The organism is Bdellovibrio sp. (assembly GCF_036384735.1).
Taxonomy (GTDB): Bacteria; Bdellovibrionota; Bdellovibrionia; order Bdellovibrionales; family Bdellovibrionaceae; genus Bdellovibrio.
Window position 1 is genome coordinate 111,907 of the sequence record NZ_DASVLT010000045.1, and the last position, 16,910, is coordinate 128,816.

Here is a 16,910-nt window from a genome sequence, read left to right on the forward strand (position 1 = left end):
GCGTCCGCTTTGCTCTGCTACACAACCCAACAAAAATTTATGCAATTAAACGCCCCCTCTAGGCGTTGGTACCCGGCTCACGATAGAACTGAGCCTTCTATGAATATTCTATTCACACTTTTATTTGCCCTTGGTTTATCTAGCTCCATAGCGCACGCTCACGAGCTGGAACTCCTCTTTTATCGTGCTCCAAAGCCGCTGAACTGGTCGACACCGGGTGAGCTGGTGCGCAGTGCTTATCACAACTCCTTTCGCATGATCGGCCACTGGGAGGGTGATCAGTATCGCTATGACATTTACCCCCATAGTATTTCTCACGTCGATGTGAAACTTCAATGTGACGACGAAGCGCCGATCTACACAGGAATGACATCGGACAGGTCTGATCTGAACTATGCTTGGGATTTAATGGTGCGGGGACGAGCTCTTGAAACTTTTCTGATTGATGTGAAGGGACGTTTCTATCAAGAGGCAGAAATTCTTAAATGGCTCCCTTTACTCAAACAGCAGGGCTATGTTCGAAGCTTGAGAATTCAAATCAACCAAGAGCAATGTTACAGGGCCAAGGACTATCTTAGAAAATATAAGGCTCTGCAAATCAACACCATCTATGGTGGGTTACGTTCTGATCCTCTTTTAGGGCAAGGCGCTGGATGTGCAGCCTTTGCTGTCAGCTTTTTGCAAATTCTAAATATTTTTCCCATAGAGCTTGCTCAATATTGGCAACGAACTTTAAAAGTTCCAATTCGCCTTCTGTCTTCCACCTCGCGCAAAGCCGACATCGGCTTTTGGGGATATTTAAGGGGACAGAATGCTCGTTGGGCAAAAAATAATGAACCTCAGACAATTATTAGTTTTTGGGACCCCGAAATGATGTACACATGGGTTGGTCCTAAGAATATCACGACGTGGGATGTAAGACAGCAACCCGTCCCAACCTCGCCTTATTTCAAAATGTCATCCTTAAACATTCAAAAGAATCAAAAGCATCACAGTCTTCGCCTCAATCAACTTCTTTCTGAAGCAGAGCTGCGTAATGGAACATGGTATGAGTGCAAAAGATTTGGCTATTGCCCCAACAAATAATCTAACAGACTTAAACAGCACGGAAGAAAAAATACGCGAGTAAACCTAACACGATACCGGCACCTAACAAAAAGACTTCGGTGCCAATGAAAACCTTCAATGGGCTTTCACGAAAATCATTCGATTTATGATCACGAGTTGTCATTCCCTCCACAACTTCCTCTTCCTCATCATGACGATCTTGAGTAAGGAGAGTATTTGGAATTTGCGGCTTTTGTGGAGTTCGTCTTTGTGGTTCTAAATCCATAGTCACCTCACTCCTTAATAGAATAAGATGTCATGAAATAGGCGCAACTTTTACGCGGAAACTTTGTCTAAATCCAATTTTCGTAAAGCTGGAGACAAAATAGCCATCACACCGACTGTAAGAAGACAAATAGCGCCACCGACATAGGCAGCAGGCACTGTACCCAGCAATTTTGCAGCTAGACCTGATTCAAACTCCCCAAGTTCGTTCGATGAACCAATAAACATTGAATTCACCGCAGAGATTCTACCACGCATATGATCTGGTGACGCCAGTTGAACCGCTGTACTGCGCACGACCATGCTGACGCTGTCAAAGACACCGCTCATCCCAAGTGCAAAAATAGAAAGGTAGAAATTCTTACTGGCAGCAAAGACCAAGATACAAACGCCGAAACCTGCTACCGCTGTAAATAGCCAAGAACCCGCACGATGACGAAGCGGTACTCGAGCCAAATACAAGCCCATGATCGCAGCCCCAACAGCCGGCGCCGCACGAAGAGCACCTAAACCCCGAGGTCCTACATTTAATATCTCTTTTGCAAAGATCGGAAGAAGAGCCGTCACACCACCAAAAAGAACCGACACCATATCCAGTGTCAGCGCTGGAAATAATATCGGATGACCGAACACAAAGCGAGCACCTTCAGCCAACTGTGCACGCATAGAACGCACTTCACCAGTCATCATCGGTGCTTCAATATGGGCACGAATCAAATAAGTCGCAACAAGTGCAATTAATAACAACGCACAAATTAAAACAAATGAAGTCGTTAAACCCAAAAATCCAAAAACCAAACCACCTAGTGCAGGGCCTGCGACACGAGCTACCTGCATCACAGTACTTGTCCAAGCCTGCGCTTGAGAAACCTCTTCACGTTTGATGATACGCGGAAGAATTGCAAACATCGCTGGTTGCGAGAATGCTCTCGCTCCGCCAGTGAAAACAGATGCTACGTACAAAGCAGCAATTTGCCAGAACGATGAAACTTGATCTTGAAAGAGGCCCGAGAACAACAAAATCAAAGCTGAAATCAAACTACCTTCAAGAACCCAACGATAAACACCAATAGGACGACTGTGGTCAACGATATATCCAGCCCATAGAGCCAAACTTAATGCGGGAATTGCTTCAGCCAAACCAATCAAACCTAAAGACAATGGATCTTGAGTCAGTTCGTAAATTCGCCATCCCACAACCACGGCCTGCATCTGCACAGCCAGAGTAAAAAAGAATCGCGCGGTCATTAACTTCTTAAAATCTAAAATAGAACTGGAACTCGAGTTCATTGAGAAGAACATCCTTTGATGTCCGCATAATAACATCCTTCACTGGACACACCCAAGACTTTAACAGAGGTGGAAAAAAAATTTCGCAGCTCACCATATTGAAAACTAATATGTTAAACGTAATAAATGCGACCTCAAGAAAATCTCGAGCAACGGGCTCCAGTGTATTTTCATCGAAGAGATTTCGCGAATGGATTGTCCTCTCTAAAATGCACAGAGGAGGACCTCGATGAAAATCACTTTCTACACATTAGTACTATGCCTGCTTGGATGGAATTGCCAGGCAAGTCTACGTGCTTTGCGCATTGATCCTTCTTATTTTTACAAGCTCTATCCAGGACTCAGCACTGATCTGATTATTGACGACGTGATTTCCAGCGCCAAGGAGGCGGGAGTCAACACACTCTATCTTTATGCTTATAGTCCCGTTCATGGAGCCTTCTACAAAACAGATTACCCTCTGACGGAGATCGAAGCGACTTATGGCGAAGGACAAGTGTTCTTAAAACTTCTTGCAAAAGCCAAAGGCGTTGGTTTGAAAGTAGTTGCCGTGATTCCCGCCAATGATTTTCGCCAAGTGTGGCTAACTAATCCATCGTGGCGCTCAAAGAAAGCGGATGGCAGTGACTATAAACCCTTTGAAAGATCGCATTTATTATCAGCATGGCATCCTGCTTATCGAATTTGGTTCAAGGGGTTCATCTCAGACCTTTTGAAACGTCTCCCCGGAATTTACGCCCTCGAGCTTGTCGAGCCCACCGTAGACTGTTTTTGGACCGGAGAACCCGATTATAACACTGTCGTCACGAGTGAGTTCTTCAAAAGATATCCGCAGGGAAAATTGGGTGATACCGATTGGAAAAAAGTGCGCGCCCTAGGCATTACTCAACTTGTGAGCATCATGGCAACCCTAGCCCATCAAGCGAAAATTCTTTCCGGAGTCGTACAAACATGGCCGGCACAATCCGACGGCAACTTGCACAGTTCTGACTTCATACGGAATCAAGTGGGATTCGACTTTGACGGCATTTTAAATTTGAAAGGGTTAGAAAAAGTAGATTTGATCGCAGGTGAATTTTTGTGGCAACAATGGCTTGCCGAATATGGAAATATCAACTTCACGCCGTCATGGACAACAAAAGCCGCGAATAAATTTATTTCCTTCGTAGGCAAAAGAGCGACGCCGATTTTACATGTAGAAATATCGCCATGGTCCGGTCAGACTTCCACCGTCACACCCACTGTGGATGAATTTAAAAATACACTGAAGGTCATTCGCAATATGGGCGTAGGCATTGACGTTTACGATCAAAGTCAGATCCAAACTCGCGATGCTTGGTCCGCCCTCTCTATTTGGAACACACCACTTACTGATAACACCACGAGCGAGGAGTGATCACTTTCTTAATTTCATCCGAACGCATGTAAAGGAAGTCATTGCCAACGGCGATCTTCAAACGCTGATGAAACTGTGATTTTGGCGATACTGTTCGAATCTGTCCGTAACCTAAGCCGTCAGTCGATGTATTACCACTGATCTTATTCAAAGCCCAACGAACATCTTTACCCGCGATCGGCGCCACATCGGCATCCGTCAAAATCGTCGAGATCGTTCCTTCGGTGTCACGACACATCAAACGAAAATTCAAAACCACGAAATATTCTTTATGGCAATTCTGTGAGCGCGAGTAGCCATAACCTACCTCGCAGGTATTAAATGCTTTCTCTGTATATCCTAATTCTTCGACCGGACGATCCAATTTTAAATAAGTTTGAATGGCATTGTAATCAATGCGTCCCTCTTCCACGGTTGTGGTTGTGGGAATACCTCGCTCTTCTGTTTTTTTCGACGCCGAGGTACATGCTGTCAATACGAGAGCAAGAACTCCGCCCATCCATGCGCTTTTGATCATAAGAATCCCTTCTGGAAATTTTATGATAACGACAGATGACCGCAACACCTAAGGTTTTTTTGCCATTTGTTCGAGTTTTTCAGCCCGACCTACCAAATAGCTATGCATCCGCTTCTTCTGATCTGATGAGAGCGAGTTCCAAAAACCATCCAAGTAATTTTGAAAATTCTTTTCGTAACTATCCATAGCCGTCGCATATTCAGGGGTGCGCATTCGATCATAGTTCACAATGAATTCGGCAGAAAATTCACGACGCTTTTGTGAATCTCCCTCGACGTTCATAAATTTATTCAGAATGGCTTCCTTATTTTTGATCTTTTCTTTCCAAGGATAGGGATGTTCATGGGAAAACTGCACCAAGCTCTGTTTTTGCTCGGTGGTTAAATCACCAAACCAGTACTCCAGGGCCTGCTCATAAGTGTTCAAGAGATCATCATCCAGCACGTTCGAGGTCCCGTTCATAGAACTTTTCATCGAATTTATTTCACCTTGTACTTTGCCCTTAAAATTTAGAATCTGCTTTTCCGACAAAGAAGCAACAAGCTTGGTGCCGGCATTTCTAAAATAAGCGCTGCTTTCCTCATAGTGCTGCTTCAATCGCGCATACCCTGTCGAGAGAACCTTGGTGTTAGATGGGCTCTGTGCACTTCTATCAATATCTCTTAAAGTTTTTGCAAAGGATTTAAACCGTTCCTTGCGGAGGTGATCTAAATCGTCCTCGGTGTCTTTCTCTAAAGCCTTGTGTTGTTGATCGCTTAAATCAAAATATTGATCGATTTGCGCCATGTTTGTTCCGCCTAAGACCAGAAAATCGTCTAGAGCCCCTTGGCGAGAGCAGCCCAACACGCCCACTGCAAAGAAAAGAAGAATGATTTTTTTCATTCCTCTAGATTAGATCCCTCTCCTCGGTAAGGCCAGGGGGGAGCGGCAATGCGGACAAATGACAACTAATTATGGGAGCTTAAAGCAAGCTCTGCGGATGTGTCAGGTATTCTTGATTTGGTGTAGGAAAAACTCATCCATGCCAGTGCGATAAATTGACTGGCTAGGATTGCAATTAAAATCATGTCTGCTCTTTTATTTCTCTTCATGAAGTTCATCATGAGGGGACGATTTATGTGTCACAAGTCCCCTGGACTGATTTTGACAGGAATATGAGGGTCTTCATGATATAGCGACTAGATCATCAAGTTTTCTTGAGTGATTGCGGTCAATTCGAAATCCTCTGCAATCTCTTTCATCCAGATTGGCATCTGCCGATCATATTTCAATTGCAACCATACCTGATCTGAAGCTTTGAATGGCTTATCTGCACAAGGTTGAAGTGTCCATGCGTCGGTGCTCTGACTGCGATAATTATTAGAGAAAATAATTTGCGATTTATCATCCATTTGCGACAAATAAACTTTCGAACGATATTTTGAAAGTACGGATGGACGCGCCTCATAGCGACGGATCATATAGAGAAAGTCTTCCAACGTTTGCGCGGAATCCAAATCTAAATCAGCTGGCAGGAAGGACTTTTCAATAATCTCGCTCCAATCCTCTCGAGACAGAATGGCTGTGCGCAAACGAGCAAACTCACCAATGCGATATTTAATCTCTAAAAAATAGGGCGACATCACTTCAACGCCATAAGAGCGCACGCGCATTTTGAAACTAAAACTTGAGCCCATTTCTGGCGGAGCCTCTTTCATACACTGAAGATCCAGATTATTCACAGTAAAGAAATAATCTTGCGAAGCGTGAGAACGAGGATGAAGGGCGCAAAACTCAGAGGCCCGATCGGAAATAGCTTCAGTCAAAGACGCCGGAATTAAATAACTGCGTTCGCGGCATTGCCCTGCGGGCAACGGAAAGCTGTTGTTATACAATGATGAAGGCACCGATTGATTCAGCATGGAAAGACTTAAATCCCAACTCCCCCTATACGACAAGTTTCTAATTTCACATCTTAGCTTGTGCGATGACAGAATGTGAAAATAGAGTATTAACTGCTGTTTGTTTGTGCGGCTTCAGTACTGGAAAACCTGAGCTTCATCTACATCTATATCGTCGGAAGGTCCGATTTTCCCTATTTTGGTAATGTAATTTTCCAATCTGCAATTTTTCCCCGCTAAGGTTTGTTATCGCACATTCGGAGGGAAAATGACGATTGATGTAAACCGACATAAACTCTTCGCACGTTTCAGAAATTCAATATTAGCCACTGTTCTCGTTTCTACTTTAGCCGCATGTGGCAGCGGTGCAGGCTCGAAAGGCACAGCCGAAGCGGCTTTGCCCGATGATCCAACAACAGAAAAAATAGTAGACACCTCGACTAGCTCAACGACTACTACGCCGATGACAGATACGAGCGCAACTAGCACTTCGGATCGCGCCGCAATTCTTGCAAAATATAACTACCTAGATCCGAACCGTATTGTTCCAACTCAGGCGTTGGCAGATGCAGTTGTTTATTGGGATGCCAATAAAGCAAAAATCAAAAACGTAAATTATCTATCCATTATCAACTTTGCACAGAACTCTCGTGAGAAGCGCTTTTACATCATCGATATGAATTCAGGTGGAGTATGGGCGATCCACGTAGCTCATGGTAAAGGTTCCGATCCTGATTACGATGGTTATGCGACAAAATTCAGTAACTCTTCCGGCTCGAACATGAGTTCCTTAGGTTACTACATGACCGCAGAAACTTATAGTGGCGAACACGGTCTTTCTTTAAGACTTGATGGTCTTTCTTCAACGAACTCGAATGCACGTGCTCGCGCTATCGTAATTCATCAAGCAGACTACGTTCAGGAATCTAACGTTATCGCAGGTCGCTCTTGGGGTTGCCCAGCAATTGCCAACGAAAATCGCGACAAAGTTATCGCAGCGTTGAAAAACGGAAGCTTGATTTATGCTGTCGTAGACAAAGGCGGTACGAGCAGAGATTGGTCCGGATCAGCGCCGCCGCAACAGACTCCGACGCCCACACCAACTCCTTCACCGACCCCGACAACGCCATCTCAAGGTGCTTACGAAATGGTTCCTCTTTCTTGGGAATCTTCAAGCCACCCAGAGCGCGTTCAATGGTCAGAGTATTTGCAAAACGATATCTTGACGAACTGGAGCAGCCTATTGAAAGGCGCTAGCGACATTACTTCGTTCTGTCCTAAGTACAACAACTTGAACAATAATCAAAAGGCCAATGTATGGGCACAGTTGTTCGTAGCAATCACAAAGTATGAAAGCGCTTACAGTCCGACATCTCGAATGAGGGAAACAACAATGGGTACGGACCCTGTGACAAAACAGCCTGTGTACTCTGAAGGTTTATTGCAGCTTTCTTACCAGGATACCTTGAACTACAAATTCTGTAGCAAAATTGACTGGAGCAAAGATAAAAACTTGGCAGCCACAGATCCTAAGAAAACAATCTTAGATCCTTATATCAATCTCGATTGCGGTGTTGGTATCATGGCAAATCAGGTTTCAAGAAAAGGTATGATCGCAGTAAGCTCAGGTGCCTATTGGTCAACAATCATCCCTGGTGGAAGATACACTCAGCTCTCAAATATCAAATCGATGGTGAGCAACTTGTCTCTTTGTAAGTAATTAAATTATTAGATTAGAAAAAATAGCGGGGGCGCCCGTTGAGATCTCTTGATGGGCGCTCTTCACAATAACCAGATCGAATTGTGCACAAAATAAAATCGGCGGATTCAAAGTCTGCCGATTTTGTTTTTTAAAACTCTGTTTTCAAATATTAGAATTTGAAATTGTAGTTTTGGCCGTAGCCTGAAGTATCATTACTTTCATAGAGTAATCTTTTTCAAGAAGGTTTCTAAAAATGTCGTTTTGAGCGAATCCACAGACGAAGTGGCGTTAATTCCCTCTCAGTGAGGCCTACAAATTGGCAATGAATCTTATAACCGCCGTCGGGACCTGGCAATTCCTCGCAGGTGTGCACACGCATGGGCATTTTCTCGATGCCAATCTCTGCAAAGACAGGACTGTTCACACGAACAATCTTTCCCACTGGCATCGGCACATTTGAATGAAGAGTCAGCCCCAATTCAGAAACTGCAACCACTTCCGTCTTCGTGTCCCACTCCGCTTTAAAAGTCACCGGAGCCTCAAGGAACTGCTTTGAATCTTGAGTCGGCTCTTCTTTAGTAAGAAGATTGTTGATCTTTGCCAACAGCAACTCTGGATCGATAGGCTTTACAACGTAATCATTCACGCCAGACTCGATTCCCTTTTCAACGTCACTTTTTTCGCGCTTACCTGTGAGCAAAATCACTGGCAAGTTTGTAAACTGTGCCTGTTTTCGAATTGTGCGAGTGAGCGCATACCCATCCCCGCCTCCTGGCATGATCGCATCGGTGATCACCAGATCAAAGGGCTCTGCCGCCAAGTGATGAAGAGCATCAATAGCATTGGTTGCAGAAATAACGACATGCCCTTCCGGAGTCAAAAGAGCCTCCAGAGTCATCAAGACACTTTTCTGGTCATCAACTATGAGGATTTTCGCCATGATTTCTCCTCTTGAAATGCTTTAAGTTCTTTCAAGCTCTTCGTGTAGTGCAAATCAACTTGCTCGACAAGTTCTTTAGCTTTCTCTGAGTTTTTACAGTCTTCGATTTCTTGGCAAATTTCCGCCAAACGTTTTGCACCCAAGGCGGCACTTGCGGATTTCATTGCATGGGCTGCCGAAACGATCTCTTCCAAGTTATCTGATGACTTCATTGTTTCTATCAGATTTGGTGCAGATGATTCGAAGTCTTCGATTAAGGCTGCGATGAGATTCTGATCTTTTGCAACATAGCTTTGCAGCTTCTCTAGAAGCTTAAAATCCATCAACTCTTCACCTGTTTTCAACCAACGATGAAGGACTTCCACCAGTTTGGGAAGCTCTAATGGCTTTGCAAGATAGTCATCCATACCCGCTTCCTTATAGGACTTCTCTGCAGAGCTTGCTGCGTCCGCTGTCAAAGCCACAATTGGCGTGCGTTTTTTTGATTGCTCTTCTTCCCATTTGCGAATTTCTTTGGAAGCATCAAATCCATTCATGACTGGCATTTGGCAATCCATGAAGATGAGATCGTACTGGTTATGCTTCACTTTATCTAAAGCAGCTTGTCCCTGGGGAGCTATCTCGGCAGTCAAGCCTAGCTTCTGCAAGTAATTAAGAGCCACACGTTGATTCACCACTTGATCTTCTGCGACCAGGATTTTCCCATGGAATAATTTCGCAAAGGACACGTCTGTGTTTTTAGGAAGATCTTGAGCCTGGCATTGCGGCAGCTCTACCGTGAACCAGAATGTTGAACCTGCGCCGTAAACACTTTCAACACCAATTGTTCCACCCATAAGATCTACGAGCTGCTTCGAGATCGAAAGTCCTAAGCCTGTTCCACCAAACTTCATGCCTGTTTTCGTTTGGAAATATTTTTGAAACAGGGAGCGACGTTCTTCTTCACGAAGACCTGGGCCCGTATCCTTTATTTCAAAGCGCAACAAAGATTTTCCGTTCTGTTTATTAAACTGAGTAATTGCAAGACCGACTGTTCCGACCTCTGTGAATTTCACAGCATTACCCATAAGATTCACGAGGATTTGACGAACACGTCCCTGATCGCCGACAAAATTCCAAGCAGAACGTTGATTCATTTCTAATTCGAACTCGACACCTTTTTCTGAAATCGCGGGTTTGAAAATTTCTGTGATATCACGAATAAGAAATTTCAAATCAAAAGGCTGTGGATCCAAACTGATTTTACCTGCTTCAATTTTTGAATAATCCAAGATATCATTGATTAGCATTAATAAAGATTCCGCCGAACGCTTCACCGTCCCCACGTATTCTTTTTGCTCGTCGTTCAATTTAGTATCAGCAAGCAACGTACTCATGCCGATCACGCCGTTCATTGGAGTGCGGATCTCGTGGCTCATGGCCGCTAAGAAGTCTGATTTTTTTAATGACGCCTCAACCGCTGCCTCACGGGCTTTTTGATATTCTTTTTCGATTTGCTTACGACGAGTGATATCGCGGAAAACAACAAAGGCACCACGAATACTACCATCAATGTCATTGATCGCGCGGCTGCTTAAACTGATGAACATTCCGTCCGGGTGTTCAGCGTTTTGTACAAAGATCTCTTGATCGTCAACGGTTTCACCGTACAGGGCCTTATAAAAAGGCAATTCTTCTTTGGTCAGGATCGCCCCTGTAGAGGCATTAAAGAAGCCCAACTCGCGCAAACTCCACTCATTGAAAACATCTTTGATTCTCGTTCCCACAATTCTTTGAGCTGCGGCATTGTACTGCGTGAAGTGACCTTCTTGATCGATGACGATCAAGGCCTCACTCATACTGGCCAAAAGCGTATCTAAAAACAGCGAGCGATTTTGCAAAGACAACGACTCAACTTTTTGCTCTTTGAATTCCTGCCGGTGCCAATAGCGGCTTATGCACATCAAGGCGAACAAAAGCAAGCCGGTGAATAAGCCAACTTCGCCTTTCGAAAATCCGACGCCACTGACTTCGATAAAGGTCATATTCTGTGCTGGCTTTGTTCTTAAAAGCTCATCCGCCATCTGATAAAGCTTGCCCATATTTGATGGCTCTCGAGGGATTTTTCCAGATGAAAGGCCCCGGCTTAATTCTTCAAACTGCGAGGCCACCAACTGATTGAATTGATGTATGGGCATTTGCTGATCCGCGTTTTCGCGCACAGCATGACTGAGGTGAGCCATCTTCTGATTTACTGATGTGACATCTTGATTGTATGCAGCGAGTGACTCTTGAGAGTGTGTCTTAACGTACTCTCTTTGGTGTGTCTTTGCGTGCTCAACGATGTCGACCAGATCTTTCAAATCTTGGCGCGATTCTTCAGAAAGCGGCGTCATCGACGCTTCAGTAGATGGAGTAAAAATCTTGGTGTCCTGGAAAAGGCAAATCGCCAGCGCCAATAAAGCCGCAAGACTTAATTCTACGCCCCAACGAGAGATCAATGCTTTCAGATAAGATGCTGAATTCATACGCAACTTATCGGTTTTCCAAGGTCTTTTAATAATGGGTTTTCAGAGGGAAAAGGCGCGATTCTAGACTTAAGGGCAGGCTGAGACGAGAATCATGGTTTTCACGAGAGCTTCAGTTGGTTATGGGTTGCATCTTACGAAGAGTGTTAAAACCTCAACAAGGCCAGAAGTTCATTGCAAAAGCTGAGCTTGTTCAATAATTTCTGATTCATATTCTGAATGAGGAGTTTTCTATGGAAAACGTCTACAAAAGTAAACGTCCCGTCAACATCCCTTACTCTGGAACGGTTCTTTTAGAAATGTCCTTGCTCAATAAAGGCACAGCATTTTCTGAGGAAGAACGTACCGAATTGAACCTTCACGGACTTGTCCCACATGCGATTGAAACAATCGAAGAGCAGACCAGCCGTGCCTACATGCAATTCCGTCAGTTCAAGGATGATCTTGATAAGCACGTTTATCTTCGCAACCTTCAAGACACTAATGAGACTTTGTTCTATCACTTACTCAACAAGCATCTTGTAGAGATGATGCCTATCATCTACACGCCCGTTGTCGGTGAAGCTTGTGAACACTTCTCTGAAATCTATCGTGCCTCTCGAGGTCTTTTCATTTCTTATCCAAATCGCGAACACATCGACGAGATGTTAGCCAACGTCACAAAACACAACGTGAAAGTCATCGTTGTTACCGATGGCGAAAGAATTTTGGGTCTAGGTGATCAAGGCATTGGCGGCATGGGCATTCCAATTGGAAAACTTTCTTTGTACACGGCTTGTGGTGGAATCAGTCCTGCTTACACATTGCCCGTCGTGCTTGATGTCGGAACCAACAATCAACAAGCCATCGACGACCCTTTGTATATGGGCTGGCGTCATCCGCGCATTACCGGCAAAGAATACGAAGATTTCGTAGACGCCTTCATCAAAGCCGTAAAACGTCGCTGGCCGGATGTTCTTTTGCAATTTGAAGATTTCGCACAGAAGAACGCGTCCCCTATTTTAAAAAAGTACCGCGAAGAAATTTGCTGCTTCAATGATGACATTCAAGGAACGGCGGCTGTCGTTCTTGGATGTCTGATTGCTGCCAGTCGCGCAGCCGGCGGTAAGTTGCGCGATCAGCGCGTGGTCTTTTTGGGTGCTGGCTCTGCGGGTTGCGGAATCGCTGAACAAATCATTTTAGAAATGCGTGAAGAAGGTCTGACAGATGCAGAAGCTCGCCAGCGCATCTTCATGGTGGATCGCTTCGGTTTATTGACTGATAAAATGCCAAATCTTTTGGACTTCCAAAGTGCTCTGGTACAAAAAACGGATTCTTTGAAAGGCTGGAAATCCACTGATGAAGAGATTTCGTTGCTTGAGACAGTTCGCAATGCCAAACCAACTATTTTGATTGGTGTCTCAGCGCAACCGGGATTGTTCACAGAAGAAATCATTCGCACGATGCATACAAACTGTCCTCATCCGATTGTAATGCCTTTATCGAATCCAACTTCTCGAGTTGAGGCTTTACCAGAAAATATCATTCGTTGGACAGAAGGTGCCGCTTTGGTTGCAACGGGCAGTCCCTTCGTGCCTGTCACATACAACGACAAAACTTATTCAATTGCTCAATGCAATAACTCGTATATCTTCCCAGGTGTCGGATTAGGAGTTCTTGCTTCAGGAGCCCGCCAAGTCACTGATGGCATGATGATGGCCGCAAGCAATGCGTTGGCAGACTGCTCCCCTTTGGCACAAAAGGGCCAGGGTGCCTTGCTGCCAAACATCGAAAATATCCGTGAGGTCTCACAGAAAATCGCCTGGCGTGTGGCGAAGGCTGCTCAACAAGACGGCGTCGCTAAAAAAGTTTCCGATGATGAATTGGGTAAGGCTATTGAAGAAAACTTCTGGTATCCAGAATATCGCAGATACAAAAAAGCGACGAAGTAATCGCCGCTTTTCCAGCTTAAAAATAAAAAGAGCCATCAGAGATGGCTCTTTTTTTATTTATCAAATAGAGTGCCGGCATTTTTTAAAGGAACCATTTGGAAAGAGATCTGATACACGTCACTTTCCTCGCCCGGCGTACAGCTGAACGAACTTAAGAACTTTGTCACACCTTCACGGTAATAAGTTCTAGCCTCACTCATACGCGCCGGATTCAACGCCATGTAGGCCGCCCATACTTCTTTTTCTTCGTATGAATAATGCGTAAAGAGATCCGCAGCAAGATCCATACTGTCTGCTACGATTTGATCAGAACCGACACGTTGCTTTTTCTCTGGATTTTCTTTGGGTGCACGATAAGTGGCAGCCACTTTTTCGTATTTACCATTTTCAAGACGAAGAAGTCCCATCTTCACGAGACCATCCAGTGCTGATTGAACTTTGTCTGTTTCCATTCCAAAATATTTTGCAACACTTTGAACTGTTCCGTCATAGTGAGGTGTTTCGAAGAACGTCAAAATTGCCATGTGATACCATGTTGCAATTTCGTTAAAACCTTCTTCCTCAACCAGGTATTCGTTGCTTGATTGTTTGCGAAATCTTTTGGCTTGATCAAGTTCAACTTTGAAATCATTCATCATCGCATCTTGCTGTTCACGGGAACAATCAAGATGCTTCAAAATTTTTTCTGCCACAAAAATACTAAGTGCGCGTTTGCCTGATAGAATTTCCGATAGGTTCGAAGCTTCGATCTCGAGAGATCTTGCGTAAGCCCTCAAAGAGTAACGAGGATTTTTCTCCTGTCTCTGTTGAAAAGTCTTCTTCATCTCAGCGACAATCAAAGCTTCAGTCTTCGTAATAGCTCGTCTCATGAACACAATTAGAGCAAGGTTCACTTTGCGAGTCCACACATTTTGTCAATTATCACGCAAACCGCTAGAGCTGCGGAAATCCGGGCTCACTGATCTCAGAACATTCGCTGTCAGAATGCATGAAACAAAATCTTTCCCTCTTAAAGTGCAGATTTATAATTGAAGTCGGAAACAAGGAGGAATTTATGAAGCCAGAAAAAGATATCAATCCCTCTGCGGCGATTCCTCCATTCACTCAACTAAAACGGGGTGAGACCACCGAAAACAAAATCGACGAAACCGAAATTCTTGTCGATAAAGATGAAACCGGCCACGACACTATCAAAACAACTGTCGAGCGATTTCAAATGACGGATACAAATTTAGACACTCTTGAAGATCTTCCTGGAGATTTCATGCGCGGTGAAGTCGACGTCAAATCACAGATGGATATGGCCGCCAGTGCGATGGACTCTTCACTGCGTGGCTTGCAAGATCCTGGATCAGAGGACTCTCCGAAAGGAGAACTAGGTGCTTCTTTCCGCGATACTCCCGGCGGCATTGAAGAAGTTGCAGCCAAAACTGATGAGTTCCTGGCGACTCATCACAAAGGAAAACGTAAAGGCAAACGCCCATTGAAGGGTTTTTAACATCCCCAAGTGCAACATATCATTGCACTTCCTATTTGAACTTCGCGAAGTCCTCGTGAACGCGTTATGAATTTTTCATTCACATAACTCAACAACGGAGATTTCATGAAAAATCTTGGTCTTGTCTTTTCGTTATCTTTCGCAAGCATATCTGCTTTCGCCGCGACCCAAAATCTTCCTGAATTAAGGAAAGCCGCTTATGAAAAAATGGAATCCTGTGGTGATGCTGTTTTCTCGGATAGTCAATGGATGGCCGCAAGTCTACCAAATACCGCAAATGGCATCGGCCACGTCCGCGTTCAATCCTTGCAAAGCCCCAACGACATCTGGGACTTCCCTGCACACGACACTGTTGTCGATATTAAAATCAAAGACGGCAAAATCTTTGTTTTAACAGAAACAACTTTTGAAGCTTGGGATCTTAAAACTCACAAGGCGCTTTATAGCTACGCCACTCACCCTGAAGTCGGGCCGGGTTCAAAGTGGTCTAAGAAAGCAACAGGATTTATTTTCCGTGCTGATAAGGTTCTGATCACTCACGGCGTTTTGGGCTTTTCACTTTTGAATCTCGAAACTGGCGTGGTTGAAAAAACAATTCCGATGCCAACAATTTCTTCCGCTCAAGACATCACCGTTCTTGAAGATAAAACGGCGCTTGTCGCTGTCGATAATGCTGACGACGCGCAATTTCGCGGTCTTTATGTTTTGAACCTTTCGACCTTAGATATTGAAAAACAAATTAAAATCGACAATGCATTTCCGTTAAGTATTCGTGCTTTGCCCGGCAATCGTTTGGTGATGGGTTATTTAAATGCCATCTGGAAATTCGATCTTGCAACAACATTGAAAAATCAGGAAGCGCAACCAAATCGCCGCAGCTGGAAGTTCCCAGGCCTGTTCGACGTCGATATGCGTGGTAAGGTTTTTTATGACGAAACATATATGTACTCATGCTTTGGAGTTTTCCAAGATATGAACGGCGGAATCATCGCTCGCAAGAAGACTCCCAGGGCGTTTAGGATCGATGATTTGAAGTTGAACTAATTCTGCCATTGAGCAGGTAAGGCGCTTTCAGATCTTTCCTGCTCAATCTAAAAATTAAGACACAGACCTAGGCCTTATCCTTCTTTATCATTCCACACATTCTGAGTATTTCCTGATATTCTTAAGGGCTAAGGAGTTGAAGCCGAGTCTTCCATCCTCATACGACACCTCTGACGTACTCGCACAAAAAAACAGAATGAATAAGTTTCTTATTGTTTTGTCGTTGGCTTTTCTGGGTCTTACAGGTTGCAGCCGTCTTGATATTGCCTTCAATTGGGCGGATACGTACATTGCATCGAAAGTCGACGACTACTTCGATATTTCCTCGAAGCAAAGTAAAGACTTAAAACACGATATTCAAAAAGATCTTCAAGGAATCAAATCCGAAGTTCTGCCCCAATGGATTGCCCGTCTTAAAGGAATACAGGAAGAGGTCACTGCCGGGACTCTTCATGACGAGCGTATTGCCTTTTATTTCTCTTTATTCATGAAAGATGTCGAGCAATTCAGCTCACGCTTTTCTGGAACCGCAGTGGATTTTATCAGTACAACAAATTCTCAACAGTTAGATTATTTTGCGAAGGCCTTCCACAAGAAAAATCAGGAAGATTTGGAAAAGGCACAAAACATAGCAAAGCTTAAAAAAGATTACCGCGACAAATATTTCGAATGGATTGAGATGTTCGTGGGCTCTTTGAATACAGATCAAAAGAAAATGGTCGAAGATAACATCGCACTATCCCCTTTTCCTGCCGAGCTGAAAGCAAAAAACAAGGAATATATTTTTGAAAAGTTCATGGCTATGAAAGGCTCTCCGGAAGAGATGAAGAACTTCGTTAAAGATTATTATAGCTCTCCTGAAAAATATGATAT

At 44.1% G+C, this 16,910-nt stretch carries 15 protein-coding genes; 7 read left to right on the top strand and 8 right to left on the bottom strand.

Translation table 11 applies throughout. The features are described from left to right. The first annotated feature begins 99 nt into the window (after nucleotides 1-99). Complete coding sequence (locus VF412_RS13005; RefSeq protein WP_331339686.1) at nucleotides 100-1,086, top strand: hypothetical protein; 987 nt, start codon at nucleotides 100-102, stop codon at nucleotides 1,084-1,086. 10 nt (nucleotides 1,087-1,096) lie between these two features. On the opposite strand, the gene VF412_RS13010 is transcribed toward VF412_RS13005, so the two are convergent. Further along, nucleotides 1,097-1,333, bottom strand: coding sequence for a hypothetical protein (locus tag VF412_RS13010; RefSeq protein ID WP_331339687.1), 237 nt, complete (start codon nucleotides 1,331-1,333; stop codon nucleotides 1,097-1,099). Nucleotides 1,334-1,383: 50 nt separating this feature from the next. Further along, entirely contained in the window at nucleotides 1,384-2,622 is a 1,239-nt protein-coding gene (locus VF412_RS13015; protein ID WP_331339688.1) for an MFS transporter, read from the bottom strand. 229 nt (nucleotides 2,623-2,851) lie between these two features. Between VF412_RS13015 and VF412_RS13020 the strand changes: the two genes are divergently transcribed. Continuing rightward, nucleotides 2,852-4,018 (top strand): hypothetical protein, encoded by a 1,167-nt coding sequence (locus VF412_RS13020; RefSeq protein WP_331339689.1) that lies wholly within the window; start codon nucleotides 2,852-2,854, stop codon nucleotides 4,016-4,018. On the opposite strand, the gene VF412_RS13025 is transcribed toward VF412_RS13020, so the two are convergent. The 3 genes from VF412_RS13025 to VF412_RS13035 all read right to left on the bottom strand — a co-directional run bounded on the left by VF412_RS13025 (nucleotide 3,990) and on the right by VF412_RS13035 (nucleotide 6,472). Next, complete coding sequence (locus tag VF412_RS13025) at nucleotides 3,990-4,535, bottom strand: hypothetical protein (protein ID WP_331339690.1); 546 nt, start codon at nucleotides 4,533-4,535, stop codon at nucleotides 3,990-3,992. The genes VF412_RS13020 and VF412_RS13025 overlap by 29 nt on opposite strands. Nucleotides 4,536-4,583: 48 nt before the next feature. Next, nucleotides 4,584-5,417 carry a DUF6279 family lipoprotein gene (locus VF412_RS13030; protein WP_331339691.1) on the bottom strand — a complete coding sequence of 278 codons (834 nt, stop codon included), beginning with the start codon at nucleotides 5,415-5,417 and terminating at the stop codon, nucleotides 4,584-4,586. Between the two features lie 296 nt (nucleotides 5,418-5,713). Then, on the bottom strand, nucleotides 5,714-6,472 hold the full coding sequence (locus VF412_RS13035; protein ID WP_331339692.1) for a VTC domain-containing protein: 759 nt from the start codon (nucleotides 6,470-6,472) through the stop codon (nucleotides 5,714-5,716). 211 nt (nucleotides 6,473-6,683) lie between these two features. Here VF412_RS13035 and VF412_RS13040 point away from each other — a divergent pair, with 211 nt between their 5' ends. Next, nucleotides 6,684-8,135, top strand: a complete 1,452-nt coding sequence (locus tag VF412_RS13040; protein WP_331339693.1) for a murein L,D-transpeptidase catalytic domain family protein — start codon at nucleotides 6,684-6,686, stop codon at nucleotides 8,133-8,135. Nucleotides 8,136-8,364: 229 nt separating this feature from the next. Here the strand turns inward: VF412_RS13040 and VF412_RS13045 are convergent, their stop codons facing one another. After that, nucleotides 8,365-9,057 carry a response regulator gene (locus VF412_RS13045; RefSeq protein ID WP_331339694.1) on the bottom strand — a complete coding sequence of 231 codons (693 nt, stop codon included), beginning with the start codon at nucleotides 9,055-9,057 and terminating at the stop codon, nucleotides 8,365-8,367. After that, nucleotides 9,039-11,564, bottom strand: coding sequence for an ATP-binding protein (locus tag VF412_RS13050; RefSeq protein ID WP_331339695.1), 2,526 nt, complete (start codon nucleotides 11,562-11,564; stop codon nucleotides 9,039-9,041). Before VF412_RS13050 ends, VF412_RS13045 begins: the two co-directional genes overlap by 19 nt. Before the next feature lie 233 nt (nucleotides 11,565-11,797). Here VF412_RS13050 and VF412_RS13055 point away from each other — a divergent pair, with 233 nt between their 5' ends. Further along, complete coding sequence (locus tag VF412_RS13055; protein ID WP_331339696.1) at nucleotides 11,798-13,495, top strand: NAD-dependent malic enzyme; 1,698 nt, start codon at nucleotides 11,798-11,800, stop codon at nucleotides 13,493-13,495. Between the two features lie 53 nt (nucleotides 13,496-13,548). Here VF412_RS13055 and VF412_RS13060 read toward each other — a convergent pair whose 3' ends face one another. Further along, entirely contained in the window at nucleotides 13,549-14,364 is an 816-nt protein-coding gene (locus tag VF412_RS13060) for a DUF4423 domain-containing protein (RefSeq protein WP_331339697.1), read from the bottom strand. A 185-nt stretch (nucleotides 14,365-14,549) separates the two neighbouring features. On the opposite strand from VF412_RS13060, the gene VF412_RS13065 reads away from it, so the two are divergent. The 3 genes from VF412_RS13065 to VF412_RS13075 all read left to right on the top strand — a co-directional run. After that, complete coding sequence (locus tag VF412_RS13065; RefSeq protein ID WP_331339698.1) at nucleotides 14,550-14,993, top strand: hypothetical protein; 444 nt, start codon at nucleotides 14,550-14,552, stop codon at nucleotides 14,991-14,993. A gap of 105 nt (nucleotides 14,994-15,098) precedes the next feature. Continuing rightward, nucleotides 15,099-16,037, top strand: a complete 939-nt coding sequence (locus VF412_RS13070) for a hypothetical protein (RefSeq protein WP_331339699.1) — start codon at nucleotides 15,099-15,101, stop codon at nucleotides 16,035-16,037. A gap of 196 nt (nucleotides 16,038-16,233) precedes the next feature. Then, nucleotides 16,234-16,910, top strand: a 677-nt coding sequence (locus tag VF412_RS13075) for a DUF6279 family lipoprotein (RefSeq protein WP_331339700.1), incomplete at its 3' end; no start/stop codon positions are given.